Source organism: Cryobacterium fucosi (assembly GCF_004403515.1).
In the GTDB taxonomy this organism is placed as follows: Bacteria; Actinomycetota; Actinomycetes; order Actinomycetales; family Microbacteriaceae; genus Cryobacterium; species Cryobacterium fucosi.
On record NZ_SOHH01000053.1, the window covers coordinates 64,725 to 91,149 of the forward strand.

24 protein-coding genes and 1 pseudogene are annotated in these 26,425 nt (G+C 69.5%); 13 read left to right on the plus strand and 12 right to left on the minus strand.

What is annotated here, in order from left to right; genetic code table 11:
- Nucleotides 1-72 precede the first annotated feature (72 nt).
- Nucleotides 73-330: a cupin domain-containing protein gene (locus E3T48_RS17185; protein WP_241986676.1), complete on the minus strand. Its 258-nt coding sequence runs from the start codon at nt 328-330 to the stop codon at nt 73-75.
- A 166-nt stretch (nt 331-496) separates the two neighbouring features.
- Nucleotides 497-658: pseudogene (locus E3T48_RS17190) on the minus strand (helix-turn-helix domain-containing protein); the annotation flags it as partial.
- Between the two features lie 90 nt (nt 659-748).
- Between E3T48_RS17190 and E3T48_RS05880 the strand changes: the two are divergent.
- A complete protein-coding gene (locus tag E3T48_RS05880; protein WP_134522893.1) occupies nt 749-1,693 on the plus strand; it encodes an NAD(P)/FAD-dependent oxidoreductase in 945 nt (314 codons plus the stop codon).
- 292 nt (nt 1,694-1,985) lie between these two features.
- Here the strand turns inward: E3T48_RS05880 and E3T48_RS05885 are convergent, their stop codons facing one another.
- The 7 genes from E3T48_RS05885 to paaA all read right to left on the minus strand — a co-directional run bounded on the left by E3T48_RS05885 (nt 1,986) and on the right by paaA (nt 8,659).
- Nucleotides 1,986-2,876, minus strand: coding sequence for an endonuclease/exonuclease/phosphatase family protein (locus E3T48_RS05885; RefSeq protein ID WP_134522894.1), 891 nt, complete (start codon nt 2,874-2,876; stop codon nt 1,986-1,988).
- Nucleotides 2,877-3,875: 999 nt separating this feature from the next.
- A complete protein-coding gene (locus E3T48_RS05890) occupies nt 3,876-4,649 on the minus strand; it encodes an enoyl-CoA hydratase/isomerase family protein (protein WP_134522913.1) in 774 nt (257 codons plus the stop codon).
- 27 nt (nt 4,650-4,676) lie between these two features.
- The gene (gene paaE, locus E3T48_RS05895) at nt 4,677-5,867 is read right to left on the minus strand and encodes a 1,2-phenylacetyl-CoA epoxidase subunit PaaE (RefSeq protein WP_134522895.1); all 1,191 of its coding nucleotides are present in this window, start codon (nt 5,865-5,867) and stop codon (nt 4,677-4,679) included.
- A gap of 2 nt (nt 5,868-5,869) precedes the next feature.
- Entirely contained in the window at nt 5,870-6,397 is a 528-nt protein-coding gene (gene paaD, locus E3T48_RS05900) for a 1,2-phenylacetyl-CoA epoxidase subunit PaaD (RefSeq protein WP_134509436.1), read from the minus strand.
- Between the two features lie 11 nt (nt 6,398-6,408).
- On the minus strand, nt 6,409-7,347 hold the full coding sequence (gene paaC / locus E3T48_RS05905) for a 1,2-phenylacetyl-CoA epoxidase subunit PaaC (protein WP_134522896.1): 939 nt from the start codon (nt 7,345-7,347) through the stop codon (nt 6,409-6,411).
- Nucleotides 7,344-7,649 (minus strand): 1,2-phenylacetyl-CoA epoxidase subunit PaaB, encoded by a 306-nt coding sequence (gene paaB, locus E3T48_RS05910; protein ID WP_134522897.1) that lies wholly within the window; start codon nt 7,647-7,649, stop codon nt 7,344-7,346. Before paaB ends, paaC begins: the two co-directional genes overlap by 4 nt.
- Nucleotides 7,649-8,659, minus strand: coding sequence for a 1,2-phenylacetyl-CoA epoxidase subunit PaaA (gene paaA / locus E3T48_RS05915; protein ID WP_134522898.1), 1,011 nt, complete (start codon nt 8,657-8,659; stop codon nt 7,649-7,651). The genes paaB and paaA overlap by 1 nt, the downstream gene beginning before the upstream one ends.
- A 115-nt stretch (nt 8,660-8,774) precedes the next feature.
- Between paaA and paaK the strand changes: the two genes are divergently transcribed.
- The 6 genes from paaK to E3T48_RS05945 all read left to right on the plus strand — a co-directional run bounded on the left by paaK (nt 8,775) and on the right by E3T48_RS05945 (nt 15,179).
- Nucleotides 8,775-10,115: a phenylacetate--CoA ligase PaaK gene (gene paaK, locus E3T48_RS05920; RefSeq protein ID WP_420898352.1), complete on the plus strand. Its 1,341-nt coding sequence runs from the start codon at nt 8,775-8,777 to the stop codon at nt 10,113-10,115.
- 126 nt (nt 10,116-10,241) lie between these two features.
- On the plus strand, nt 10,242-10,850 hold the full coding sequence (locus E3T48_RS05925; protein WP_134522899.1) for a TetR/AcrR family transcriptional regulator: 609 nt from the start codon (nt 10,242-10,244) through the stop codon (nt 10,848-10,850).
- A 188-nt stretch (nt 10,851-11,038) separates the two neighbouring features.
- The gene (locus tag E3T48_RS05930; protein WP_134522900.1) at nt 11,039-11,449 is read left to right on the plus strand and encodes a PaaI family thioesterase; all 411 of its coding nucleotides are present in this window, start codon (nt 11,039-11,041) and stop codon (nt 11,447-11,449) included.
- Nucleotides 11,450-11,491: 42 nt separating this feature from the next.
- Nucleotides 11,492-11,836 carry a helix-turn-helix transcriptional regulator gene (locus E3T48_RS05935; RefSeq protein ID WP_134522901.1) on the plus strand — a complete coding sequence of 115 codons (345 nt, stop codon included), beginning with the start codon at nt 11,492-11,494 and terminating at the stop codon, nt 11,834-11,836.
- A gap of 76 nt (nt 11,837-11,912) precedes the next feature.
- A complete protein-coding gene (locus E3T48_RS05940; RefSeq protein WP_241986677.1) occupies nt 11,913-12,413 on the plus strand; it encodes a universal stress protein in 501 nt (166 codons plus the stop codon).
- A gap of 9 nt (nt 12,414-12,422) precedes the next feature.
- Nucleotides 12,423-15,179, plus strand: a complete 2,757-nt coding sequence (locus E3T48_RS05945) for a cation-translocating P-type ATPase (RefSeq protein ID WP_134522902.1) — start codon at nt 12,423-12,425, stop codon at nt 15,177-15,179.
- A gap of 81 nt (nt 15,180-15,260) precedes the next feature.
- Here the strand turns inward: E3T48_RS05945 and E3T48_RS05950 are convergent, their stop codons facing one another.
- The gene (locus E3T48_RS05950; RefSeq protein WP_134522903.1) at nt 15,261-17,387 is read right to left on the minus strand and encodes a DEAD/DEAH box helicase; all 2,127 of its coding nucleotides are present in this window, start codon (nt 17,385-17,387) and stop codon (nt 15,261-15,263) included.
- A gap of 271 nt (nt 17,388-17,658) precedes the next feature.
- A complete protein-coding gene (locus tag E3T48_RS05955; protein ID WP_134522904.1) occupies nt 17,659-18,294 on the minus strand; it encodes a hypothetical protein in 636 nt (211 codons plus the stop codon).
- Nucleotides 18,295-18,673: 379 nt separating this feature from the next.
- Here E3T48_RS05955 and E3T48_RS05960 point away from each other — a divergent pair, with 379 nt between their 5' ends.
- From E3T48_RS05960 to E3T48_RS05970, 3 genes are all read left to right on the plus strand, one after another.
- Nucleotides 18,674-19,183 (plus strand): GNAT family N-acetyltransferase, encoded by a 510-nt coding sequence (locus tag E3T48_RS05960; protein WP_134522905.1) that lies wholly within the window; start codon nt 18,674-18,676, stop codon nt 19,181-19,183.
- Complete coding sequence (locus E3T48_RS05965; protein WP_134522906.1) at nt 19,180-20,331, plus strand: FUSC family protein; 1,152 nt, start codon at nt 19,180-19,182, stop codon at nt 20,329-20,331. Before E3T48_RS05960 ends, E3T48_RS05965 begins: the two co-directional genes overlap by 4 nt.
- A 103-nt stretch (nt 20,332-20,434) precedes the next feature.
- Nucleotides 20,435-21,487, plus strand: coding sequence for an alpha/beta hydrolase (locus E3T48_RS05970; protein ID WP_134522907.1), 1,053 nt, complete (start codon nt 20,435-20,437; stop codon nt 21,485-21,487).
- A 170-nt stretch (nt 21,488-21,657) separates the two neighbouring features.
- Here the strand turns inward: E3T48_RS05970 and E3T48_RS05975 are convergent, their stop codons facing one another.
- On the minus strand, nt 21,658-22,434 hold the full coding sequence (locus E3T48_RS05975; protein WP_134522908.1) for an IclR family transcriptional regulator: 777 nt from the start codon (nt 22,432-22,434) through the stop codon (nt 21,658-21,660).
- A 90-nt stretch (nt 22,435-22,524) separates the two neighbouring features.
- Here E3T48_RS05975 and hutH point away from each other — a divergent pair, with 90 nt between their 5' ends.
- The 3 genes from hutH (at nt 22,525) to E3T48_RS05985 (ending at nt 25,603) form a co-directional block, all read left to right on the plus strand.
- On the plus strand, nt 22,525-24,075 hold the full coding sequence (gene hutH / locus E3T48_RS05980) for a histidine ammonia-lyase (RefSeq protein WP_134522909.1): 1,551 nt from the start codon (nt 22,525-22,527) through the stop codon (nt 24,073-24,075).
- 374 nt (nt 24,076-24,449) lie between these two features.
- Nucleotides 24,450-24,575 (plus strand): hypothetical protein, encoded by a 126-nt coding sequence (locus tag E3T48_RS17385; RefSeq protein ID WP_255455808.1) that lies wholly within the window; start codon nt 24,450-24,452, stop codon nt 24,573-24,575.
- A gap of 59 nt (nt 24,576-24,634) precedes the next feature.
- Nucleotides 24,635-25,603: an AfsR/SARP family transcriptional regulator gene (locus E3T48_RS05985; protein ID WP_134522910.1), complete on the plus strand. Its 969-nt coding sequence runs from the start codon at nt 24,635-24,637 to the stop codon at nt 25,601-25,603.
- Nucleotides 25,604-26,425 lie beyond the last annotated feature (822 nt).

Sequence of the window (26,425 nt, forward strand, 5' to 3'; positions counted from 1 at the left end):
TGGGCGCAGTCGGGAGCAACACGCCGGGAGCCCCGGCGCCTCAAGGATGAGCATCGCCAATTGAGGGTGCGGTCAGCCCGCCGTGGATCGTGCGCGAACGTGGATGCGCTCTCCCTGCTTGCCGAACATGCTCAGGATCTCGACGGGCCCCGCGCCGGTCGCCCCGAACCAGTGCGGGTTCCGAGTGTCGAATTCCGCGGCCTCGCCGGTTCCCATGATGATGTCGTGCTCTCCGAGGATCAGTCGCAGCCGGCCGGAGAGCACGTAGATCCACTCGTAGCCGGAGTGCGTTCGCGGCTCGGGTTCGCGATCCGTCGCGGGGATGGACATCTTGAACGCCTGCGGCTCGCCCTGGTGCAGCGACAGCGGGGTGAGCGGTGCGCCCGTCGGTTCGGGTGGAGTTCTGGAGCACGCGGGGGTCTTCGATCCTCGGCGGGGTGACGATCTCGTCGAAGGACACCCCGAGTGCGGCCACGATCGGCAGCAGGAGTTCGAGGCTGGGCTTCCGCTGCCCCGATTCGAGGCGGGACAGCGTGCTCGTGGAGATCCCGGTGGCCTTCGAGAGCTCCGCCAGGGTCAGGTCCTTCTTCTGGCGGATTCGGCGCAGGCGGGGCGCGATCTGGCCGAGCGCCGTGTCGATGCGTTGCGCAGTGCTCATGCGCCCATCGAATCAGCTCCTCCCTGTATCGGCAACAAAACTTCCACTCGGCGCCCCGGCGGTGGGACTCTACTTGCGGAGGTGGTGACAATGACCCAGAAGACACACCACGATGTGATAATTATCGGCGCGGGAGCCGCAGGCCTGAGCGCCGGACTGGTGCTGGCGAGGTCCCGCGCGAGCGTCCTGCTGCTCGATGCCGGCGAGCCGCGCAACGCACCGGCGGCACACATGCACGGTTTCCTCTCCCGCGACGGCATGGTGCCGACGGAGTTCCTGGCCGTCGGTCGGTGCGAGGCGACTGCCGCCGGCGCCACGATCCAGCCCGCGACGGTGAGAGGAATCGAGCGTCGCGACGACGGCGGATTCGATGTCACCCTGACCGACGGCACGGTCGACATCGCAAGGACCCTGCTGGTGGCGACCGGACTGAAAGACGAGCTCCCGGGCATCCCCGGACTGAGCGAACGATGGGGCGCGCTGGTTCACCATTGCCCGTACTGCCATGGCTACGAGGTTAGGGACCGTTCGATCGGCGTGATCGGCGGGTTCGCGCGTGAGATTTCACTCAAGCAGGCCGGGCTTCTGCGCCGCTACAGCGATCGAGTGAGCTTCCTCACCAATGGCATCGAGCTGACCGCGACCGAGCGGCGTTACCTCGGCGCCTTCGGCATCCGAATCATCGACGGCACAGTATCCCGGCTCAGCGGAGAGGTTGACGGCCCCGTCGCGGTCAGCCTTTCCGACGGACGCTCCGTCGAGTATGAGGCCGTGTTCATCGCTCCCGTCCCCCGCCCCACCGACGGTCTCCTGCGGTCCCTGGGCTGCGAGGCCGACCCGCGCACCGGACTCATCGCCGTCGACGCGACCGGACAGACCAGCGTTTTCGGCGTCTGGGCCGCGGGCAACGTCGTCACGCCCAGCGCCCAGGTCATCACCGCGGCCGGCGCCGGAAGCGCCAGTGCCATCGCGATCAACGGATGGCTGCTCCAGCAGGACATCGCCGCCGCATCCGCTGGCCGGCAATCGGCCTGACCGGGCTCAATTCACAACCACTGCATTACCCACCAAAAGGAACAACTCAACGCTGTCGTAATTCTCAATCATGAGTTTCCCGTCAGCCATGCGGATCGGTTGGCCTGACCACGGCATCAAGTTTCGGCATCCACATTACGTTCGACCCAGAAACGAGTTCCAGTCGAGCCCCTATTACCGATCACCCAATGCCAGTCAGGCCCGGTGCCCCCCGAATCATTAACGACTGGGGGCAGCAACCATGCCGGGCCTAACAGGCCAACACCCTTCAGAAGCGAGCTTCAAGGGCTACTTACAAGGTAACGGGGGGCGACTGAATAGCGACCAAGTGAGGCCGTTGCCTCAGGGGAGGTGCGGTGGTGCCGGCGAGATTCACGACGGCCTGCATCGCGGCGTGGTCCGACGGCCAGCCGCCCTCATAGCGCTTCACGTTGATGGCGGCCTTCAGCACGGTGACGCCGGGCGTGACGAGGATCCAGTCGATGCGTTTGTGATCGTGCCGCGGCGGACGGTAGTTCAGGAACGTTCCCCAGATTTCGGTGAGGCGTTCTTCTGCTGTGTCCCAGGTATCCAGCAGCAGGCCCCGGCCGGTGAGTTGGTCATAGGGGTCGGTCTCCGCATCCGTGTTGAAATCGCCGGTCATGACGGTGGGCAGTGGCGATGCAGACACGATTCGTCGAAGCACGTCGGCGGATCGCAGCCGCGAGGTGCGGGAGCGATGGTCGAAGTGAGTGTTCACGGCCTGGAACTCGATGCCGGTGGCGATGTCGCGAAAGGTTGCGTCAACGACGACGCGCGGAGTGCGGTTGCCCCACGAGGTGGAGCCGGGCACCTCCGGTGTGTCGGAGAGGGCCGTCTGCTTCCACTCGAGCACGCGCAGTCGACGGGAATCATAGAAGATCGGGCAGCCTTCCCCGCCCTTGTTGGCTTCTCGGCCATATCCGATCGAGCGGTAACGCTCGCCGAGCGTGTGACGCACGAAGTTCGCCTGGTCGAACAGCGCTTCTTGCACGCCGAACAGCGCGGGCTGTTCCGCCTCGAGCAGTCGTTTCAGCAGCGGCTGGCGGTGCACCCACCGGTCGGGGCTGCGCGGGTTGAGGTGCGGCATGCGCCGACGGATGTTGAAGCTCATGACGTGCAGATCAGGTGCGGTGACGGGGCCGATGAGTGCGCTGTCGGTCATGAGGTCAGCCTATGGTGCGCGTGGTGCGGCCCTGCATTCCTCAGCAGCTCCCGATCCGCAATCGGTCGCGCGTCCGGCTGCGGCGACCTCGCGCTCGCGAATTGAAAGTGAGGTAGCCACGATCCTGGCCAACCGACCGTAGGGAGGCCTCTGAGACCAGGGCACCACACTGTCCTGACGCGTGTTCAAACAACGTCGGCCATCTAATTCTCGGCGTCTCGCAACTAACGATGAGTGCGGCCATCCCGGCAACAACTTGCGAGACATGGTTGCGAGAATCAACGACCGGCGAATTCAAGCGGAACAAGGTCGCGCTGGCGTCGCGACGACGAGACGCCTCGTAACCCTAGGGTAACGAGACGGTCCGGCCGCTCTGAAGTCCTAGGGAATCAGGTCGATGCGCCGCCTGGCGATCACAGAATCAGCCCATGAGCGCCGAAGGCCACAAATCGGGCCGAAGTGAGGGGCGCGTTACCTTCGCGCAACCGATAGCTGGTTCGCGACCGCCCAGGCCAATGAGCGCGATGGCGACGAAAACGATTGCGAGTGCCTCATTTCCTGGGATGACCTGAGCGACGCCAGCGGCAAGGAGACCCCCTGTGAGCATGAGGTTGACGGGCGCGACGGGAAGCGTGCGGCGGCCGCCCCGCGGATGCTTACAGCCGGCAACGTCTCGGCGGCGGGCCCCAGGGGACCGCGCTGACGGAGACCCTCCGAGTGGAAGCCGGCACAGAAGTGGCGCAGAGCCTGGGTAGGGTGCGGTCTCGACAGGCTCGACCACCGGTCGGCACCGGTCGGCGACGATCGGCGCGGGTCAGCACCGGTCGGCGCCGCGCCGGTCGAGGCTCGTGGCTCAGGTTGGAGAAGCTGGCGCACGATATAACGTCCGCCCGCTTCCCCGACCTGCGCCGCGAGGAGCATGGGACTCTGCCGCGAGCCGAGACGCTCGACCACCCGACGCTCGACCGCCCGACGGGTGACCTCGGGGATGGGCAGCGGTCAGTCGCGGCCGGTGAACACCGGCTTTCGCTTCTCCTGGAACGCGGCGAAGCCCTCCCGATAGTCCGCCGTGGCGCAGAGCGCCGCCTGGGCCCGATTCTCCGCGGCGACGCTTTCCCACAGCCCCAGCCGGTCGTCGCGGAGGGCCCGCACCAGCTCCTTGCTGGCGAGGAACGCCTGGGTGGCGCCGGTCGCGGCACGCGCCGCGGCATCCTCGGTCGCCGCCCGCACCGCATCCGCCGGGAAGACCTGGCTGAACAGGCCGGCGGCGACGGCCTCGGCGCCCGACATGAGCCGGCCCGAGTAGATCAGATCGAGGGTGCGGTGCGCGCCGAGCCGCTCCACAAACAGGGCGTGGCCGCCGGAGTCGAGGGTGGCGCCCAGGTTCGCGAACGGGGAGCCGATCTTCGCCGTGTCGGCGACGTAGACGACATCCGTGGCGATCAGCAGGCCGAGGCCCACGCCCAGGCAGGCCCCGTGCGCGGCGGCGAAGGTGGGGGCCGGGAAGGCGCTCATGCGCTGCAACAACGGCGTGACGAGTCCCCCCAGGAAACCCATCACATCGTCATCGCGCGGGTCGACGCCGGCGATGTCACGCCCGGCGCAGAACGCCCTGCCCTCGCCGCGCAGCACGAGGGCGCGCACCCCCGCAGCCTCCGCCGCCCGGTAGGCGGCGTCGAGTTCGGCGAGCGCGGCCTCGTCCAGCGCGTTGAGCTTGTCGGGGGCGTTCAGGACGACGTGCGCGACGTCGTCGCGGATGGTCAGTTCGATCACGGCTGGTGGCCTTTCCACGCTTGACGGCTAGACGTCGTAGTCGACGACGACTCTGTCGGTCGTCGGATGCGACTGGCAGGTGAGCACGTAGCCGCGGGCGATCTCGTCCGGCTCGAGCGCGTAGTTCTCGGTCATCGTCACGTCGCCGCTGACCAGTTTGGCGCGGCAGGTGCCGCACACTCCCCCGGCACAGGCGAACGGCACGTCCGGCCTCACCCGGAGGGCGGCGTTCAGGATGCTCTCCTTCGCGTTGACGGGCGTCGTCACCGTGGCGCTCTCCCCGTCCAGGGTGAACTCGATCTCGAAGGTCTTGTCGCCGGCGCCGACGATCACCGGGCGACCGGTGTCACCGCCGGCGTGGGTCGGCTCCCCGGTCGTGAACAGTTCGAAACGGATGTGCTCCGGCGCGACGCCGACGCTCTCCAGCGTGTCGCGGCACAGCTGCACGAGCTCGAACGGGCCGCAGAGGAACCACTCGTCGACCGCGGCCGGCCGGATGATGCTGGCGAGCATGAGCCGCAGCTTCTCCTCATCGATCCGTCCCGAGAGCAGGGTCGAGGAGCGGGTCTGCCGGGACAAGACGTGGTGCAGGGCCAGCCGGGCCGGGTACCTGTCCTTGAGGTCCGCGAGTTCGTCGAGGAACATCACGTCGAGCGCGGTGCGGTTCGTGTAGACGAGGGTGAACCGGGAGCTGGCGGAGCGTTCGAGCACGGTGTGCGCGAGCGACATCAGCGGGGTGATGCCGCTTCCGGCCGCGATGCCGACGATGTGGGTGTCGTCAAGGGTGTCGAGGGCCGTCGTGAAGGTGCCCTGCGGGCTCATCACGTCGAGCCGGTCGCCGGCCTGCAACTCGGTGTTCGCCCAGCTCGAGAAGGCGCCGCCGAGGTCACGCTTGATCGCGACGCTCACCGAGCCGACCGTGCGCGGGCGGCAGATGGAGTAGCTGCGCCGCAGCTCCCGCCCGTCGATGGTGGCACGCAGGGCGAGGTGCTGGCCGGGGTCGTAGTCGTACTCCCCGTGCAGCTCGGGCGGCACGGCGAAGGTGACCTCGACGCTGTCCTGGGTGAGCGGTCGCACCTCCGCGACGGTGAGGGTGTGGAACCGGCCGCGGCGTTTGCCGGCCGGGGCGCCCGGCGCATCCTCGCGGGGTGCGTCCCCACGAGCCGGGGCGAGGACGGCCTGGCCCGAATCGGGACTGCCGAGATTTCGTGCGGCCATGGTCACAACACCTTGAAGTAGTCGAACGGTTCGAGGCAGTCCCGGCACTCATAGAGCGCCTTGCACGACGTCGAGCCGAAGCGGGCGAGTTCCCGCGTGTTCAGAGAGGAGCAGCGCGGGCACTTGACCGCCAGTTGCAGGCGCACGGCGCCGGCCGGGCGAACACCGGAGCGGCCGGTGGGGGCGGCGATGCCGTAGGTGACCAGCTTCGCCTTTCCCTCCTCGCTCATCCAGTCGGTGGTCCAGGCGGGGGCGAGCACGAGCTCGACGGTGACGTCGTCGTAGCCGGCGCCGCGCAGCACGGTGAGCACGTCGTCGCGCATGGCTTCCATTGCGGGGCATCCGCTGTACGTCGGGGTCAGCGTCACGGTCGTTCGCGTGCCGTCGACCGTGACCGAGCGCAGCACACCGAGGTCTTCGATCGTGAGCACCGGGATCTCCGGGTCGCACACCCGCGCGGCCAGGTCCCAGGCCCGCTGCGAGGCCAGGTCGGCCGGGCGCGGCCGGGCGACGGATGCGCCGGGCGCCACCTTCGCCCCGGTCACCAGGACGCCCCGGGGTGGGACCTCGCCAGCACCTGCATCTCGGCGAGCAGCGGGCCGAGGTTCTCGGAGTGGTCCCCTCGGCGGCCGCCGCCGGAGGAGATGAAGCCGCGCGGTTCGTCCAGCCCGGCCTCACGCAGCACGGGGGCCATCGCGTCCCAGGCCGGGCCGCGCAGGGTTGACGGCCGCACGGCCACGCCCTCCAGCCGGTCGATCAGCGGCTCGTCGACGAAGAGCTCGTCGAGGAACGGCCACAGGTCGCCCAGACCGCAGATCATTCGGGCCCGGGATTCCTCGGTACCGAGGGCCAGGCGCAGCACCCATTGGGCGGCGTGGTCGCGGTGGTAGTCGACCTCCTTGACCGCCTTGGCGGCGATCGCAGCGAGGGTCGCGTCGGCCGAGCCGGCCAGCCGGCTGTAGAGCTCGAACAGGTAGTTCGCGGCAATGAACTGCCGGGCGATGGTGTGCGCGAAGTCCCCGTTCGGCTGCTCGAAGAGGTGCGCCGACCGGAATTCCGGTTCGGTGCGCCAGTAGGCGAGGTCGTCTTCGGTGCGGTCCGATTCCGCGCCGGAGTAGTGCAGCAGCGAGCGGGCGTGGCCGATCAGGTCGAGAGCGATGTTGCCCAGGGCGATGTCCTCCTCCAGTTCGGGGGCGCGGGAGATCCACCAGCCCAGCTGCTGGGCGAGCACGAGGGAATCGTCGCCCAGCCAGAGCGCGTATTCGGCGACGTCGTGCGAGGCGACCGACGGGCCCTCGACCAGCTCGGCGGAGAGTTCGACGCCGTCGACCTCGACGTGGCCGTGGCCTTCGTTCTCGCCGTGGTCGTGGCCCCGGTCCGGGGCGTGGGTGGCGGCATCCGTGACGACGCCCCCGGCGGCATCCGTGACGACGTCCGTGACGACGTCCGTGACGGCATCCGTGCGGCTGGGGGTGCTCACAGGTGTTTCACCCCTTCGCTCTTCACGTAGTAGCTCGCGTGGCGGTAGTTCTTGCCGGCGGGCGATTCGAAGAAGGCGCCCTTCGCATCCGGGTCGCTGGTGGTGATCGCCTCGGCGGGGACGACCCAGATCGAGACGCCCTCGTTGCGGCGGGTGTAGAGGTCGCGGGCGTTGCGCACGGCGAGGGTGGCGTCGGGGGCGTGCAGCGAACCGACGTGGGTGTGGCTGATCCCTCGGCTGGAGCGCACGAAGACCTCCCAGAGAGGCCAGACCTCTTTCTCGGATGCACCGGGCGCGCTCATCAGGCGACCGCCGTCTGGGTCAGCGCGGTCCCGGTCGAAGCGTCTGCCTGCTTTCGGGCGTACGCGGCGGCCGCCTCACGCACCCAGCGGCCGTTCTCATGGGCGTCTCGGCGGCGCTGGAGGCGCCTGGCGTTCGCCGGGCCCCTGCCCTGGAGGACCTCGTGGAATTCGGTCCAGTCGATCTCGCCCATGTCGTACACACCCTTCTCTTCGTTCCAGCGCAGATCCGGATCCGGCAGGGTCACGCCGAGAACCTCGGCCTGCGGCACCAGCATCCCGACGAAACGCTGGCGCAGTTCGTCGTTGGAGAACCGTTTGATGTTCCACTTCATCGACTGCGCCGAGTTGGGCGAGTCGTCGTCGGGCGGGCCGAACATCTGCAGGGCCGGCCAATACCAGCGGTTCACCGAGTCCTGCGCCATCGCCCGCTGCTCATCCGTGCCGTTCATCAGCTCGAGCAGGATCTCGAAGCCCTGGCGCTGGTGGAACGACTCCTCCTTGCAGATGCGCACCATCGCGCGGCCATAGGGTCCGTAGGAGGCCCGGCAGAGCGGCACCTGGTTGCAGATGGCGGCGCCGTCGACGAGCCAGCCGATCGAGCCCATGTCGGCCCAGGTCGGGCTCGGGTAGTTGAAGATCGAGGAGTAGCGGGCCTTGCCGGCGATGAGGGCATCCGTCATCTCGTCGCGGGTGATGCCGAGGGTCTGCGCCGCGGAGTAGAGGTAGAGGCCGTGTCCTGCCTCGTCCTGCACCTTCGCCATCAGGATGGCCTTGCGCTTGAGGCTCGGCGCCCGGGTGATCCAGTTGCCCTCCGGCTGCATCCCGATGATCTCGGAGTGCGCGTGCTGGGAGATCTGGCGCACGAGCGTCTTGCGATACGCCTCCGGCATCCAGTCCCGCGGTTCGATCCGGGAATCGGCGGCGATCAGGTCGTTGAACTGCTGCTCTTCCGGCGACACGGCCGACGCGCTCGTCGGGGCAATGTCGTAGGGAACTGGCGGGATTGTCATCATTGACTCCTGGTTTCGCGAACTTTTACCAACCGATCGTTCAGTTAGTATATGGTTTCCCTACTAGCCCGGCAACCGTTCGCCGGGCCACGCGGAACTCAATGAGGAGAACCACATGACGGATGCTGCAGCCCCCTCGTCGACGATGAGCAAGACCCGCCTGCACGCTCCGGCCCGGGACGAGCTCGACCCGGAGGAGCGCATGTCGCGGGACGAGCTGCAGGCCCTGCAGTTGCGGCGCCTGCAGAAGACGGTGCGCCTGGCCTACGCGAACGTGCCGCTGTACACCCGCAAGTTCGATGCGGCGGGCGTGCATCCCGACGACATCCGCACCCTCGACGACGTGAACCTGCTGCCGTTCACCACCAAGGACGATCTGCGGGTCTCCTACCCGTTCGGCATGTTCGCCGTGCCGATGGACCAGGTCGCGCGCATCCACACCTCCTCCGGTACCACCGGTCTGCCCACGGTCGTCGGCTACACGAAGAACGACCTCGCGATGTGGGCGGGGCTCGTCGCCCGCAGCCTCCGCGCCTCCGGCGTGCGGCCGGGCATGCGGGTGCACAACGCCTACGGCTACGGCCTCTTCACCGGCGGGCTCGGCGCGCACGCCGGCATCGAGGCGCTCGGGGCCACGGTCATCCCGATGTCGGGCGGCCAGACCAACAAGCAGGTCAAGATGATCCAGGACTTCGAGCCCGACGTCATCATGTCCACCCCCAGCTACCTGCTCACGATCACGGATGCCATGGTCGCGGCCGGCATGGACCCCCGCAGGTCGAGCCTCAAGGCCGGGATCCTCGGTGCGGAGCCCTGGACAAACCAGATGCGGCTCGAGCTCGAGGACCGCCTCGACTTCGACGCCCTGGACATCTACGGGCTCAGCGAGGTCATGGGCCCCGGCGTGGGCAACGAGTGCATCGAGACGAAGGACGGCCCGCACCTCTGGGAAGACAACTTCCTGCCCGAGGTCATCGACGGCGACACCGGGCTCGTGCTCCCCGACGGAACCCCGGGTGAGCTCGTCTTCACCTCCCTGACCAAGGAGGCGTTCCCGGTCATCCGGTACCGCACCCGAGACCTCACCCGGCTGCTGCCCGGCTCGGCCCGTCCCGGAATGCGCCGGATGGAGAAGATCACCGGCCGCAACGACGACATGATCATCCTCCGCGGGGTCAACCTGTTCCCGACCCAGATCGAGGAGATCGTGCTCGGAATCCCGAATCTGTCGCCGCACTTCGTGATCGAGTTGACCCGGCCGAACCGGATGGACGAGCTGACGGTGAAGATCGAACGGCACGAGCACGCGAGCGACCGGGCCTCCGACATCGCCAGCGCACTGCTGATCCACCGGGTCAAGGACCTGATCGGGTCGAGCGTGAGCGTGCTGATCGTCGAACCGGGCACGCTCGAGCGCAGCACGGGCAAGCACAAGCGTGTCTACGACCTCCGGTGACGGGCGCCCACCCGTCGAATTCGACGGAGATTTTGGCCGAATCGTCCCAAAACAGGACTTCCGGGCGCCAAAACACGAAAATCTCCGTCGAATTCGACGGTAACGCCCATGAGAGACTGCTCCGTGATGTCTGAACAAGCTCTGACCCGGCGGGGCCGCCCCGGCTACGATCAGCGCGCCATCCTCGAGGTGGCGGTGGCCGCGTTCATCGAGTTCGGCTACGACGCCACCTCGATGGGCGTGCTCGCGACGCGCCTCGCCCTGTCGAAATCGGCGATCTACCATCATTTCTCGTCGAAGGAGGAGCTGCTTGAACTCGCCCTTGCCGAGGCCCTGGACGGCCTGGAGGGCGTGCTGACCGACGAGAATGCCCGGGCCGGGCCGGCGATCGACCGGCTCGCCCGAGTGCTGCGCGGGGCCGTGCAGGTGCTCACCGACCGGCTGCCGTATGTGACCCTGCTCCTGCGGGTGCGCGGAAACACGGATGTCGAACGCTCGGCCCTGTCCAGGCGGCGCACCTTCGACCGGGCCGTCACGGCCCTCGTCACCCAGGCGCGCGACGAGGGTTCGCTCCGCGGCGACATCGACCCCCGCGTCGTCACCCGGCTGCTGTTCGGCATGGTCAACTCGATCGCCGAATGGTATCGCCCTGAGGGCCCGGAGGACGCGGCCCAGCTCGCCGACGATGTGCTCGCCGTCGCGCTCGACGGCCTGCGCGTGTCGGCGCAGAAGTAGTTTCTCGGTGGTAGGGCTTCCGGTGGTCGAGCCTATCGAGACCCCTGTCCCGGTCTCGACAGGCTCGACCACCGTGCGGGCTCGACCACCGTGCGCGCTCGACCACCGTGCAGGCTCGACCACCGGTCTCGACAGGCCCGACCGCCGTGCGGGCTCGACCACCGTCCAGGCCCGACCACCGCAACGGAATGAGAATCGTGAACGACAGCTGGAAAATCACCCTCGGCGAACTCGACCTGAAGATGGGCGTGACGATTCTCGAGCAGTCCGCCGAACGCGTCGTGGCGACGATGCCGGTGGAGGGCAACCGGCAGTCGTTCGGGCTGCTGCACGGCGGGGCATCCGTCGCCTTCGCCGAGGCACTCGGCTCGTGGGCCGCGGTCATCCACGCCGGCCCCGGCCGTTCCGCCGTGGGCCTCGACATCAACGCCACTCACCACCTCGCGGCGCGGGAGGGCATCGTGACCGGGGTGGCCACGGCCATCCGGCTGGGCCGCACCATCGCATCCCATGAGATCGTGATCAGCGATGACCAGGGCCGCAGACTCTGCACCGCACGGATCACCAACCTCATCGTCGACGCGCCCGGCCGGCCATAATCGGCCAACCCGGCGCGAGACCGGTGGACTAGTCTCCCGTACATGAACGCTTCGCACCCCGACCGGGAACCCCGGCCCACACCCGGGAGCGACGCCCGGTGGACATTCCTGACCAACCACGCGCACGTTCTCGTCACGATCGCGCGGGATCCGCAATGCCGGATGCGCGAGGTGGCTTCCCGGGTGGGCGTCACCGAGCGCGGCGCCCAGAAGATCGTCGCCGACCTCGTGGCGGACGGCTACATCACGAGAACCAGGGTCGGGCGCCGGAACAGCTATCAGATCGCCACCGGGAGGCCGTTCCGGCATCCGGTGACCGACGGCCACGAACTTGACGAATTGCTCACCGTGCTGGTGCCGATCCCACCCCGAACACTGGACACATGAACTGGAGTTCACTAATCTGGAGAGTGTTCTGATCGTTCTGCCACACTCGTCATCCAGTTCGGAGAGTCAGTCAGCCGTGAGCACCGAAGGCATCATCCCAGCAGGCATCCCGGAAGCCCCACCGTCCCCAGCGCCGGCGGGCAGCATCGTGGTCGGGCACGACGGTTCGACCGATGCGGATTACGCGCTCACCACCGCGCTCGGGCTCGCCGATCAGCTGCACGCCCCGGTCGTGATCGTGCGCGCGTGGTCGATCGACACCGCCCCCAGGCCCGCGAACTGGGAGTTCGGCTACGTCTCGTCGTTCGCCGAATACTCGGAGGCGGTTCGGGCCGCGCTGATCGAGGACACCGCAGCGTCGATGCACGCATTCCCCGACGTGAGCGTCGACTACCGGGCTGTGCACTCCGGGGCGGCGCGGAGTCTGATCGAGGCCTCGCGGGAGGCGCGCATGCTCGTGGTGGGCTCCCGTGGCCGCGGCAACCTGGCCGGCCTCCTGCTCGGCTCGGTCAGCGACCAGTGCGCCCGGCTCGCGGTCTGCCCGGTGCTGGTGACGCGCAAGCGCCCGGGACGCTGACCCGGCCGGATGCCCGCCCACCCACAGGCGGCGGCAGCCACCGAGCACGCCGCCTGGCACACGCTGTCGGCCGCTGAAACCACCGCGGCGCTCGGAGTCGACTCCCGCACCGGGCTCGCGGCATCCGTCGTCGACGACCGCAGACGGCTCCACGGACCGAATCAGTTGGTCGAGCCGAACCGCGTGCCGACCTGGCGCAAGATCGCGCACCTTCTCGCCGAGAAAATGACGATCGTGCTGCTGGTGGCCGCGGTCGTGAGCGCCCTCGTCTCCCGGGATCTGGAGACGCCGATCGTGATCCTGGCCGTGATCATCCTGAACACGGCCTTGAACTATGTGCAGGAGCGGCGCGCCGAAAGCAGCCTCCAGGCCCTGCAGAAGCTGTCGGAAGGCAAGGCCGTCGTTCGCCGGGGCGGGACCGATCTCGAGGTGCTGCGCTCCGACCTGGTGCCGGGCGACATCGTGCTCCTCGACGCCGGGGACTCCGTTCCAGCCGACGGTCGCCTCATCGACAATGCAGGCCTGCAGGTGGCGGAGGCGACACTGACCGGGGAATCCGAGCCGGTCGGCAAGACGATCCCCGCGTTGGATGATTCCGGGTTGCCCCTCGCCGACCGCTCCAACATGCTCTTCATGAACACGCTGGTCACCCGCGGCCGGGCCACCATGGTGGTCACCGACACGGGCATGGGCACGGCGGTCGGCGGCATCGCGGCATTGTTGAGCGAGGTGAAGAACGACAAGACGCCGTTGCAGCGGAGGATCGACCAGCTGGCCCAGCTGCTCACGGTCGCGGCGCTGGTGGTGGTCGCGATCGTCTTCGTGCTGGGCCTCGCGCGCGGGGAGTCCTGGACCGAGCTTCTGATCACGGCCGTGTCGCTGGCCGTGGCGACCATCCCGGAGGGCCTCACCGCGGTCGTCGCGTTCACCCTGGCGATGGGTGCCTCGCGGCTGGCCGCCCAGGGTGCCATCATCAAGCAACTCTCGGCGGTGGAGACGCTCGGCAGCGTCAGCCACATCGCCACCGACAAGACCGGCACGCTGACCATGAACGAGATGACGGCACGTCGGTTGCACACCCATGGCCGCGATTTCCGCATCACCGGCGAGGGCTACTCCGCGGACGGCAGGATCCTCACCGGCGACGACCGGCCGGTGCCCGACCTCACCGAGGCGTTCCTGACCATGGCGCTGTGCAACGACGCCGTGCTGAACGACGGGGTGCTGGTCGGTGACCCCACCGAAGGGGCGCTGGCGGTGCTGGCCGAGAAGGGCGGCGTCGACGTCGTCGGCGCGCGGCGAGCCCACCCGCGGGAAGCCGAGGTGCCCTTCGATTCCGACTACAAATTCATGGCCACGTTCCACCGAATGGCGCCGACGGCGACCGGGCCCCGGCGCACGCCCGAGCTCCGCTGCTTCGCCAAGGGCGCACCGGGCGCTCTGCTGCCCCTGACCGACTCGGTGCTGACCGACGACGGCATCCGCCCTCTCGACGACTCGCTGCGGCAACGGATCCACGATGCCGTCCAGGAGCTGGCCGGCGAGGGCCTCCGCACGATCATGATCGCCGGACGCATCCTCGACCCGGGCACCGTTCCCGACGAGGCCTCAGGTCGGTCTCTGGTCACCGGCCTGACCCTCTACGCCATCGTCGGCATCGTCGACCCGCCCAGGGTCGAGGCGGCCGAGGCGATCGCGGTGGCGCTCGGCGCCGGCATCCGCGTGCACATGATCACGGGCGACCACCTCGTGACGGCCTCGGCCATCGCCCGCAACCTGGGCCTTCCGGGCGAGGCCGCGGCCGGTCCCACGCTCGACGACCTAGACGACCGCGAGCTCGCCGCCCGCGCCGCCGACTACGGGGTGCTCGCCCGGGTCACCCCGGCCCACAAGATCCGGGTGGTCAAGGCGTTGCAGGCCGGCGGCAATGTCGTGGCCATGACCGGCGACGGCGTCAACGACGCGCCGGCTCTGAAGCAGGCCGACATCGGCATCGCGATGGGCATCACCGGCACGGATGTCTCAAAGGGCGCCGCCAACATGATCCTCACCGACGACAACTTCTCCACGATCGTCACCGCGGTTCGGGAGGGACGCGGCATCTACGCCAACATCCTGAAGTTCGTCAGGTTCCAGCTGACCACTGCGTGGGGGTTCGTGCTCATCTTCCTGATCGCGGGGGTCACGGGATGGGCCGCCGGGGCACCGTTCACGGCGCTGCAGATACTCTGGGTCAACATCATCATGGACGGCCCGCCCGCGCTGGCGCTCGGGGTGGACCCGGCCGAGCCCGGAACGATGAGCAGGCCTCCGCGCCCGTCGGACGAACGGCTGCTCACCCGGGAACGACTGCTCCGGGTTCTCGGGCTCGGCCTCGTCATGGCCGTGGGAACCCTGACCGTGCTGACCCAGGCCCCGGCGCTCTTCCCGGACAGCGCGGGAACCCAGGCGTTCGCCACCACCCTCGCGTTCACCACCTTCGTCTTCTACCAGGTGTTCAATCTGCTCAATGTGCGCTCGGACACGCACTCCGTCTTCTCCCTCCAGACCTTCACGAACCGCAGCATCTGGGTGGCCCTCGTCGCCGTGATCATCCTGCAGATCCTCGTGGTGCAGATCGACGTGCTGCAGGGACTCTTCGACACCACCTCGCTCTCGGCGACCCAGTGGGGCCTCGCCGTGCTGGTCGGGTCATCGGTACTCTGGATCGAGGAGATCCGGAAGGCCGTCGTGCGCACGGCCGGGCGCCGCGCAGCGCGCCGCTGAGGCCTCCAGCGGGGAACGCGGGAGGGGCACCCACCGGCAACGGTGGATGCCCCTCCCGGGTCGTGCTGGTGTTGGTGCGGGCTAGCTGTCCGCGAGATCGCGAACGGCCGCGTCGCCGGGGGCGGCGCTGGTGAAGCTGGCCTCGATCTCGGCGCGGCCCAGCAGCTCGTCCATCCGGCGTCGACGCTGCTTCGGGATGAGCGTGACGACGGTGCCGGACTTGCCGGCGCGGCCGGTGCGGCCCGAGCGGTGCAGGTAGGTCTTGTACTCGTCGGGAGCGTCGGCCTGGATGACCAGGTCGATGTCGTCAACGTGGATGCCGCGAGCCGCGACATCCGTTGCCACCAGCACGTTGACCCGACCGCTGGTCAGCATCTGCAGGTTGCGGGTGCGGCGGGCCTGGTTCAGGTCGCCGTGCAGGCTGGTGGCCTTCACGCCGGCGTCTTCGAGCTGCTCGGCGAGCTGCTCGGCGTAGGCACGGGTGCGCGAGAAGATCAGCGTCTTGCCCTGGCGGTCGACGAGCTGGCCGATGATGGCGCTCTTGTCACGGTGCTCGATCATGAGCACGCGGTGGTCGATCGTGGAGGAGGCCTGGTCTTCACCGGCAACCTCGTGCACGGCCGGGTTGGTCAGGAACTCCTTGACCAGCTGGGCGACGCCCTTGTCGAGGGTGGCCGAGAAGAGCAGCTTCTGGCCGCCCTTCTTGGTCAGACGCAGGATGCGCTGAACCGGCTCGAGGAAGCCCAGGTCGCACATGTAGTCGGCCTCGTCGAGGACGGTGACGACGACCTCGCTGAGGTCGAGGCGACCCTGCTCGATGAGGTCCTCGATGCGGCCGGCGGTGCCGATGATGATGTCCACGCCGCGCTGGAGGGCGCTGACCTGGCGGTACTGCGGCACGCCGCCGTAGATCTGGGTGGTGAAGAGGCCGACGCTGCGGGCGATGGGCTGGATGGTGCGGTCGATCTGCAGGGCCAGCTCACGCGTCGGGGCCAGGATGAGCGCGCGAGGCTTGCGGGCCATCTTGCGGTCCTTGGCGCCGTTGTTCTCCAGCAGCTTCTCCACGAGGGGAGCACCGAAGGCGATGGTCTTGCCTGAACCGGTCTTGCCACGGCCGAGCACGTCGCGGCCGGCGAGGACATCCGGGATGGTCGCGGCCTGGATCGGGAACGGAGTGGCGGCGCCGAGGGTGGCGAGCTCGCGGACGATGTTCTCGCCGAGACCCAGGTCCCCGAAGGTCACGCCGACGACTTCAGCAGCCGTCGTCGCGATGGCTTCGAGGCGCTCGAGAACCACGTCGTCACCAGCGGCGAAGTGCGCCTTGGTGTCGCGGCTCGGGTAGAAGTTGCTGGAGTGGCCGCCGTCGTCGTGCGAACGGTTCGGGCGGTCGGAGTGCGAACGCTCCGGACGGTCACCGTAGGACGGACGGTCGGAGTTCGAACGCGCCGGACGGTCACCATAGGAGGGACGCTCGTTGTTGTATGCGGGACGATCCGTGCGCGGGGCGCGGTCGCCGTAAGACGGACGCTCGGTACGAGCGGAACGGTCGCCATAGGACGGACGGTCGTTGTTGTATGCGGGACGATCCGTGCGCGGGGCGCGGTCGCCGTACGCCGGACGATCCGTGCGCGGAGCGCGGTCACCGTACGCCGGACGCTCGGTACGAGCGGAACGGTCGCCATAGGACGGACGGTCGTTGTTGTAAGCCGGACGCTCCGTGCGGGCACGGTCGTTGTACGACGGACGCTCGGTGTTGCTGTGGGTCGGGCGATCCGTGCGCGGGGCACCGTTGTACGACGGGCGGTCGCTGTTGTAGGCCGGGCGGTCCGTGCGGGGGCGGTCGTTGTTGTAGGCCGGACGATCCGTGCGGGGACGGTCGTTGTTGTAGGCCGGACGGTCGGTGCGAGCCGGACGGTCGCCGTAGGCGGGACGCTCCGAGCGCTGGCCGTAGGCCGGGCGGTCGTTGCCGTAGGCGGGACGGTCGTTGGTCGGGCGGCCGGCGGCACGGTCCGCGCGCTCTCCGGCGTTCCAGCGGGCCTTCTTCGGCGCCGCGGCGTCGTCATGGTGGCCGCGGTGTCCGGGGCTCTTGCTGCCAGGGGCGCTGCCGCCGCGTGCGGGGCCGCCCTTGGACGGTCCACCCTTGGCGGAGTACTTGGGATCGAAATTCTTGTTCGAACGGCCGACGGCCGGATTCTTGCTATTGGGCATGGAATAGTTCCTGGGTTGTGTTGAGTACATGGCAGAACGACGACGCACATGCGCGACGCAACCTGAGAACCCGGGCAGTCTATGGCCGGGGCCGTTCACATACAGTGATTTTTCACCAGCGGATTACTGGGAAACCGGCCCATCCTGACTTACAAACCCATCCGCGCACACGTAAAAACTGCGCGGTGTCAAGAGCCGACTACCCCACGTTACCCGATCGATGCCGTAAAGTCACGGCAGGAACCGTCCCCGAACGTCAAGCCGTCTCAGCTCAGTCGGCGATCGGCTTGGGCAAAGGCGTACGCCACATCAGCCAGCCCCACCAGATCTGGGCTGTTCCGAAGACAACCGCGGACAGCACACCCGCAATCGGCACGAAGGGGCCGACAAGAGCAAGGAAGGCCGGGCCGCTGATTGCGAGAAGTATGCCGGGAGCACGGCGGAAGACGCGAGCCCGTGCGGCCGCGAGGCCCAGTATCGCCAACCCCAGGGGCCAGCCGAGCGCGAGGACGCCAGCAGCGATGAACAGTGGCGACGTCACCAGCGGACCGTCCAGCGCCAGGAGCTCCGGAGCTCGACCCGCCAGCACAGGGAACACGATGGCCTCCACCGCAGCCAGACTGGCCGCCCCGAACACCCCGACGAGAACGACGATCAGTCCGACCCGGCCCAGTCGGCCCAGTCGCCCCTGATGGACGGCGACCAGTCCGGCAGCGCCGATGAGAGCCAGGATGAACACGAGGATACCGATCGCATGCAACGGGGACCATGCCTCGGATTCCCGAACCACTTCGTCGACTGGACGGTCGAAGATACTGGGATGCCACGGCGTTATCGCTGCGACGAGGAATCCGCTCACCGCCAGCGAAACCGCTGACGCCCGCACCGAAACCGGCAGCCCGTTCATGTCGTCATAGTACAACCGGTGGTGGGAACTGTGCGCTGCGCAGCCACATTGCCCGCCTGACAACTGACTTCCACATCAGCCAGCCCCACCAGATCTGGGCCGCGCCGAACACCGCGCCGGATATCATTCCGGCGAAGGGTACGAAGGGTCCGCCCAGGGCCAGGAATGCCGGGGCCCGCTCGGCCAGCGCCGGAAAAGCCAGAGCCTCGACTGCGCCAAGCCCCACGCCCCCTATCACGCCGGCGAACGAGAGCACCAGGCCCACACCCCGTCGAGCTTGCGCAGCTTGTCCCCATGCACAGCGACGAGGCCGGAGGCGCCGATGAACGCCAGAGGCAGGGCAGGGCAGAGGCCCACGTTCTCCGTCTAGTCTGTTTCCATGCTGACGACCATTACGATCGAGTCGCCGAGGCAGCCCGGGATCGGCGCCCTGCTCCGCCAGAGCGCCGAGTACGCGCAGTCCCTCTACCCGCCCGAGAGCAACTTCCTGCTCGACGTCGACGACCTCGAACTGCCGGGCGTCACCTTCTACACGGCGCGGGACGAATCCGGCCTGGCCCTGGGCATCGCCGCGCTCGTGGACCAGGGTGACGGCACCGCCGAGCTGAAACGGATGTTCGTCGACCCGGGCGCACGCGGCCGCGGCGTCGCCGGCCGCCTGCTCGCGCGGGCCGAAGCGGATGCCCTGGCCGCCGGCATCCGTCGCATCGTGCTGGAGACCGGCCCGCTGAGCGACGCCGCCCTGTCGTTCTACGCACAGTGCGGCTACCGGGAGATCGCCCAGTTCGGACAGTACGTGGGCGAGGAGTTCAGCGTCTGTTTCGCGAAAGGCCTCACCCTCCCCGACCGCCCCGAAGCCGACGTGAGCCGCTCGACGGGCACCCGGTGACCAGATCGGTCGCACGCCCGGCGCGCACCGCCATTTCCTGGCTGGGAACGAGTGCCACCAGTCCCAAGCTCATCCAGGCGCTGAAGGCGGCCGTGGCCGTGGCGATCGCCTGGTCGGTGGCGCCGCTCCTGCCGGGCGTCGCCGACGACTACCCCTACTATGCGCCGCTGGGCGCGCTCGTGAGCATGTACCCCACGCTGATGAGCTCGGTGAAGAACGCCCTGCAGACCCTGGGCGGGCTGGCGGTCGGCATCCTCCTCGCGGCCGCGGTGCTCATCTTCAGCGAGCCCAACGTGTTCACGATCTCGCTCGCGGTCGGCGTCGGCGCCGTGATCGCGGCCACCGGCTGGTTCGGCGCGAACCGGGAGTACATCCCGGTGACGGCCCTGTTCGTGCTGATCATCGGTGGCCCGAACGCGGACGGTTACTCGATCGGGTACCTCGAGCAGATGAGCCTCGGAATCGTGATCGGCCTCGCCGTCAACCTCCTGGTGCTGCCACCGCTGGCCTTCGACGCGGTCGGCCTGCAACTGACGCGGTTCCGCACGACCCTGGCCGACCATCTCACCGAGATCTCCCAGGCGCTGACCGAGGACTGGCCGCCCGAGCGCGACGGCTGGGCCACCCGGAACCTGGCGCTCGTGGAGCTCGGCCGTGAGGTCAGGGTCGCGGTGCTGCACGCCGACGACAGCCGCAAGGGCAATCCCCGGGCCCGCTTCCACCGACGCGACCTTTCCGCGGACTACGACGACCTGTCCGCCTTCGAGACCGTCACCTTCCACGTGCGCGACCTGACTGATGTCCTGGCCGGCGCCGTCTGGGGCACACCCGTTCCCCTCGAACTCCGCCCGGAGCTCCGGCCCGCCGTCAGCGCCACCCTGGCCTCGGTGGCCGCTGCCCTGATGAACTGGGCCCCTGACGCGCCCGAACAGGCGGCGATCACCGAGGCGGATGCCGCCCTTCAGACCCTGATGACCGAACTCGACGAACGCCGGGGCACCGCCCCGATCACCTCGATGGCGGTTGCCTCATCCGTCGCCATGGACGTCAAGCGCATCCTGGCCGCCCTCCGCCCGCGCCTCGAGGGCCCGGAGGAGCCGACCGACGCCGCATCGGAACCGCCGACGGGGCGGCCGTCCTCTTCCTGAACCTCGGCCGCAGGGTGGCACCGCCGGCCACCCCCGAAAGGGATTCGCCGCCGGGCGGAAGACGATCTATTCTCAAGGCATACCCCCGCACTTCGGAGCACTCGTGAATTCCCGCCTTCCGCACACCCGATTCGGCACCCGGCGTGCCCGCCTGCTCACGGTCCTGACCGTCTTCGCCGTCGCCCTCGTCGGCACGGCCGGCCTGGCCGGCCTGCAGTCGGGCACGACGGTCCCCGACTCGACGATCGCCGCGTCGAAGGGCACCGCGGTGGGGGCCGCGAGCAAGCCGATGGTCGGCATCCGCACGTTCGCCCGGCCGGCGGGGTTGACGGTCACGACGGACGTCGTCTACACGACTCAGGCCGACGGCACTCCGCTCGCCCTCGACGTGTGCTCGCCGGCCGGATCGACCCCCGGCACAGCGGCCGGATCGACCCCCGGCACAGCGGCCGCCTCGGCGTTGCCGGCGGTCGTATCCATTCACGGCGGCAGTTGGACGCGCGGAGACAAGGCCAACGACGACTGGCGCGACGTGTGCGAATGGCTCGCGTCCGAGGGGTTCGTCGCGTATTCGGTCGACTACCGCCTCGCTCCGGCCTCGGTGTTCCCCGGCGCGATCGACGACCTCGCCACTGCGGTGGAATGGATCCGGCGGCCCGAGAACGTGGCACGGTTCGGCATCGACCCGGCCCGGATCGGCGCCTTCGGCGGTTCGGCCGGCGCGAACCTGGCCCTGCTGCTGGGCACCCGCGGCACGGGCTCTCTCACCGAGGGGTCGCGCGTCGCCGCGGTAGCCGAACTCTCCGGGCCGACCGACCTGACCGGCCAGGCCCTCGCCACCGACGGGGCATCGGAGCGGCTGCAGGATCTCGTGCTCCGGTACCTCGGCTGCACGTCGCTCGCCGACTGCCCTCAGGCCGTCGCCGCGTCGCCGACCCGACGACTCGACCGCACCGATCCGCCCGTCTTCATCGGCCAGTCCGACCACGAGTTCATCCCCCTCGCCCAGGCCACCCGGTTCGCCACGAACCTCGACCGCCTCGGCATCAAGCACGAACTGGTCACCGTGCCGGGAGCGGTCCACTCGATCGGTATCCTCGACGTGGAGATGCGCGCGCGGGTCGCCGCATTCCTGCACGCGACGCTCGGACACTGAGCTGCGCCCCGCCGCCGCGCCCCGCCGCGGCGCCCCGCCCGCCGGATTCGCGGGTCGCGTCGCCCTCGTGGCGGCCCTTGCGGAAGCGGGCGCACGGTCTAGCGTGCGCCCGCTTCTCAAAGGTGCGCCGAGAGTGGTGAGCACGCGCGGAGGGGGCGAGCCGCGTGCCGTCAAGCGCCCGCCGGACGCCCGCGGATGCGACGGGAGAGTTCCGCGGCGGTGCCGGCCAGTTCGGCGGCGAGGGCGGGCCACTCGGCCGGGGCGATCCGCTCACGCGGGAACGTGACCGCGATGCCCGCGGCCGGCCAGCCGGCGTGGTCCCGCACCGCGACGGCGACGGATGCCATCCCCGCGGTGATCTCGCCGTCCTCCTGGGCGAACCCGTCGGCCCGCACTCTCTCGAGCAGCCGCCGCAGCTCACCGGACGTGCGAGGACCCTGCCCGTCGCGGGCGGCGAACGCCGCCGCGTTGGGGTACAACGCGCGCAACTGGGCAGTCGGCAGCGCCGCGAGAAGTGCCCGCCCGCTCGCGGTGAGGTGACTGGGCAGGCGCACGCCGACATCCGTCACCAGCGACGGCCGGCGTGGCGCGCGTTCCTCGATCAGGTAGACCACGTCGCGGCCGTGCAACACGACGAGGTGGGCGCTCTCGCCGATCCGGTCGACGAGCGCGGCGATCAAGGGGCGGCCGAGGTGGGAAAGCGGCTGCTGCCGGGAGAATCCGGAACTCAACTCGAAGGCGGCCACGCCCAGACCGTAGCGACGTTCCTCCGGCAGGTGGAGGACGAAGCCCTGGTCCGCCAGCACGGCCAGGAGATCGTAGACCGTCGACCGCGGCAGCCCGAGCGCCGTGGCGATCGCCGAGGCGGGCACCGGCCCGCGCTGCACCGCCAGGTGGGAGAGGATGCGCAGCGTGCCCTCCGCCGCCGGAACCTTCGACCTGGCCATGCGACCTCCTCCCTCCCAGTGTCCGGGATACCGGACAGCAGCCAGTCTAAACAAGTGGTGGGAGCGCCCGCACTGGTGTCCAATCGGAGTATGACCCTCAGCCACGCAGCCGTCACCGTGGGCGCCGGCCCGGTGTCCTTCGCCGACGTGCTCGCCGTGGCCCGCCTGGACGCCCCGATCGTGCTCGACCCGGTCGCACTGGACGGCGTCGCCGCGACCCGGCGGATCATCGACGGCCTGGCCAGCGACGTCAACCCGCACTACGGCATTTCCACCGGCTTCGGCGCCCTGGCGACCACCTTCATCACGAGCGACCGTCGCGCGCAGCTGCAGGCCAGCCTCGTGCGCTCGCACGCCGCCGGCAGCGGGCCGGAGGTGGAGCGCGAGGTGGTGCGCGCGCTCATGCTGCTGCGCCTGTCCACCCTGATGACCGGCCGCACGGGCGTGCGCCCGGTCACCGCGGAGACCTACGCCGCCGTGCTCAACGCCGGGATCACCCCGGTCGTGCACGAATACGGCTCGCTCGGCTGCTCGGGCGACCTGGCCCCGCTCGCCCACTGCGCCCTCGCGGTGATGGGCGAGGGCCGGGTGCGGGACGCGTCCGGCAGGCCGATGAGCGGCGAGGATGCCCTCGCCGCGGCCGGCATCACGCCCGTCGTCCTCGCCGAGAAGGAGGGCCTTGCCCTGATCAACGGCACCGACGGCATGCTCGGCATGCTCGTACTCGCCCTCGCCGACCTGACCCGCCTGCTCACCACCGCCGACATCGCCGCCGCGATGAGCGTCGAGGCCCTCCTCGGCACGGATGCGACGTTCGCCGCCGATCTGCAGGCCCTCCGCCCCCAGCTCGGCCAGGCCGCGAGCGCGGGCAACCTCCGCGCGCTGCTGGAAGGCTCCCCGATGCTCGCCAGCCACGCCGGCCCGGACGACCCCACCGTGCAGGACGCCTACTCGCTGCGCTGCTCCCCGCAGGTGCACGGCGCCGCCCGCGACACCGCAGACCACGCGGCGCTGATCGCCGGCCGGGAACTGGCCAGCGCGGTCGACAACCCCGTCGTCACCCTCGACGGCCGGGTGGCGTCCAACGGCAACTTCCATGGCGCCCCGGTCGGCTACGTGCTCGACTTCCTCGCGATCGCCGCGGCCGACGTCGCGAGCATGAGCGAACGGCGCACCGACCGCCACCTCGACCCGAACCGCAACAAGGGCCTGCCGCCGTTCCTGGCGCACGAGGTCGGCGTCGACTCCGGGCTGATGATCGCGCAGTACACCGCCGCCGGGATCGTGTCGGAGCTCAAGCGGCTGGCGGTGCCGGCATCCGTGGACTCGATCCCGTCGTCGGCCATGCAGGAGGACCACGTCTCGATGGGCTGGGCCGCGGCCCGCAAGCTGCGCCACTCGATCGACGGCCTCCAGCGGGTGCTCGCGATCGAGATCATGACGGCCGCCCGCTCCCTCGACCTGCGCGCCCCGGTGCTGCCGGGCGCCGCGACGGGCGCGGTGCGCGACCTGGTCCGCACCGTGGCCGAGGGGCCGGGCCACGACCGATTCCTCTCCCCCGAGATCGAGGCGGTCGTGCAACTGGTGGCGTCCGGCGCGGTGACGGATGCCGCGGCCTCCCTCGCCGGTCCGCTCCGCTGAGCCCGAACGGGCCGGGTGCTGAGCCGATCGGTTCCCGGGAATCCTCCGTGCTACCGGGCTGCTCCCGGGCCAATCCCCGGGGGACGGCACCAGAACCGCGTCTCCGCTAGTACCTGAACTGGGGCGAGCCCACAGGTGGACCAGGCCCGGCGGCGCGCGCATACTGGCATTCCGGACGTGTCGCCTACACCCGAATGCGGGCGCGCACCCTTCGGCCCCGCAGTGATCAGACCCCGCACCAACGACTCCCCGCCCAGGAGTGACATGATCCGGATCCGCATCGTCGACGACCACACGACCTTCGCCGAGCTCCTGACGGGAGCCCTCGACCGTGAGCCCGACCTATGCACGGTCGGCCCCGCCGACACCGGCTGATGGCGAGGGGAAACGACGTGCGGGCCAACGCCCTGGCCCCCGGGATCTCCGAGAACACCTGCCGGGGCTACGTGAAGTCCATCCTCGCGAAGCCCGAGGTGCATTCCCAGCTCGCCCCCACCTGAGGTTTACTCAGGATCTGCCTTGTCGGCACATGAAAGCCAATCCGCTATTGGAGGCCGTCATGGAGAAATCCCATGGCTCACCCGGGCCAACATTCGAAGCACTACCCACCCGCGTCACCATCCAAATCCTTGGCAGCCTTCGCGTATGCCGGGACGGCGCCGTCCTCGGCGCCCACCACCTGGGCGGACCCAAGCCCAGGCAGATCCTCGAGATCCTGCTGCTCCAGTTGGGGATCCCGGTCTCCAAGGAGCGACTGATCGACCTGCTCTGGGGCGGCAACCCGCCGGCTGTGGCGCTGCCCACCCTGGAGAGTTACGTCTGCGTGTTGCGCCGGCACCTGCAACCGGGCGCCGGCAAATCGGGGGCGCTGCAAACGGTCAACGGCGGCTACGTCATGGACAAGGCCCTGGTCGACCTCGACCTCGACCGGTTCGACACCCTGCTCCGCCTTGCCCAGCACGCCGCCGCCGCGGAGGCCCTGCCGATGCTGCGCGAGGCGCTCGACCTGGCGGTCGGGCCCCTGCTCGGCAGCGAGTTGCTGCCCGCCTGGGCGGTCGATGAACGTGCTCTCCATGCTGCCCGAGTCGCCGAGGCGAGGATCCTCGCCGCCGAGTCCGCCAGAGCCCTCTTCCGGCCGGCGGAAGCGGTGGGCTGGGCGAGCCAGGCCACGGACGGCGACCCGCTGAACGAGCGCGCCTGGACCGCCCTGATCCTGGGGTTGGAACAGGCAGGCCGACCGACCGACGGCCTGGCCGCGTTCGACCGCTGCCGTCGGATCCTGAACCGGGAATTGGGCTGCACGCCCGGTCCTGACCTCCGCCAGGCCCAGGTCAGGATGCTGCACGCCACCGCCGACGGCGAGCTCTCCGAGCTGCTCTCGGCGTTGCTCCTGCTGCACGACCAGCTGCGCAATGCCGGGGCCCTGAACGCGGCCGCGGCGCCGCCGGTGTCGCTCTCCAGCGAGTCGCTCAGGGAGGCCCGCCTGGTGATCGATTCGTTCCTGCGCCGAGCCCTCGTGGCGGTCTGAGATGGCTCCCCCGAGGTTCCCGACCGCGCCGCCCGGTCCTCGAATCCTGATGCTTGTGCCCCCCGCCCGCTCGTGTAATGATGGCCGGACGTCGACCCGTTCGATCTGGCTGTCCATTACCCGAACATGGATTGCATAGGCTCATGACTTCTCCACGAAGCGTTCGTCGAACCAGTCGCTCCGGGCACCCGTATCCGTCCCGACGACTGGCGCTCCCGCTCGCGTCGATCGTGATCGTCGCGCTGGCGATCGTGGGCGTGCCGACCTCGGCGCAGGCCGATGATTCGCAGCCTGTGATCGTCGCGGCTGCCGCTGCCCCTGCCGCTGCCGCTGCCCCACAGGAAGGCACGGCGCCGAGTGAGCAGCCTGCCGACCCGGCGCCCGACCCGGAACCAGCACCCGCACCCGCTCCGGCACCAGCACCCGCTCCAGCTCCATCTCCGGATCCAGCCCCTCCGGCTCCGGATCCAGCCCCTCCGGCCGCACTGCAGCCAGCGGATCCGCCGGCTCCCGTGGTGACCCCTCCGCCGGATCCAGTTCCCACGACCATGCCGACGCCGGATCCCGCGCCCGCTCCCACGGCGACGACTCCAACTGCGACACCGGATCCGACGCCGGATCCCGCGCCCGCTGCAACGCTCACTCCCACCCCGCCCCCGACGGTGACACCGCTGATCGTCGCTCCGGAACCGAAACAGCTCTTCGGCCCGCCGGCGCCGACCGTGTCTCGGGCAGCCCGACAGGCAGCCGCGGCCGCCAGCGCCGTCCGGGCCGCGACTGCACGAGTCTCCGCCGCGGCGTTCGCCGCCGCCGCGCGCCACG